The following is a 1,007-nucleotide window of genomic DNA, read 5'->3' as shown; positions in this document are numbered from 1 at the left end:
GTGCTCTCGAAGCTCAACGCCGCCGAGGCGTTCGAGACCTTCCTGCAGACCAAGTACGTCGGCCAGAAGCGGTTCTCCCTCGAAGGCGGCGAGACCGCGATCCCGCTGCTCGACACGCTTCTGGACAAGGCCGCCGAGTACGAACTCGACGAGGTCGTCATCGGCATGCCGCACCGCGGCCGCCTGAACGTGCTGGCGAACATCGTCGGCAAGCCGATCGCGCAGATCTTCCAGGAGTTCGAGGGCAACCTCGACCCGGGCCAGGCACACGGTTCCGGTGACGTGAAGTACCACCTCGGCGCCGAGGGCAAGTACTTCCGCATGTTCGGCGACGGCGAGACCAAGGTGTCGCTGACCGCGAACCCGTCGCACCTGGAGACCGTCGACCCGGTCCTCGAGGGCATCGTCCGCGCGAAGCAGGACATCCTCGACAAGGGTGGCGAGGGCTTCACCGTCCTCCCCGTCCTGATGCACGGCGACGCGGCCTTCGCGGGCCAGGGTGTCGTGGCCGAGACGCTGAACCTGGCGCTGCTGCGCGGTTACCGCACCGGCGGCACCGTGCACGTCATCGTCAACAACCAAGTCGGGTATACGACGGAGCCGGAGCACGGCAGGTCCACGTACTACGCGACGGACGTCGCCAAAATGACCGGCTCGCCCATTTTCCATGTCAACGGCGACGATCCGGAAGCGGCACATTGGGTCGCGCAGCTCGCGATGGATTACCGGCAGGCCTTTCACAAGGACGCGGTCATCGACCTGATCTGTTATCGGAGGAGGGGTCATCAGGAATCGGATGATCCTTCGATGACGCAGCCGGCGATGTACGACATCATCGACACGAAGCGTTCGGTCCGGAAGACCTACACCGAATCGCTGATCGGCCGCGGCGACATCTCCGTCGAAGAGGCCGAGGCCGCGTTGCGCGACTTCTCCAGCCAGCTGGAGCACGTGTTCAACGAGGTCCGCGAGCTGGAGAAGCACCCGGCGAAGGCCAGCCCCTCGGT

At 65.1% G+C, this 1,007-nt stretch carries 1 protein-coding gene; it reads left to right on the top strand.

Annotation, left to right across the window (positions count from 1 at the left end; genetic code table 11):
* Positions 1–1,007: thiamine pyrophosphate-dependent enzyme (locus ACIHAO_RS42925; protein WP_396568105.1), on the top strand; the 1,007-nt coding region annotated here is incomplete at both ends.

Source organism: Amycolatopsis sp. NPDC052450, assembly GCF_044547565.1.
Lineage (GTDB): Bacteria > Actinomycetota > Actinomycetes > Mycobacteriales > Pseudonocardiaceae > Amycolatopsis.
The sequence above is the reverse complement of the archived record's forward strand: the minus strand, read 5'-3'. Positions and strand labels throughout refer to the sequence as shown.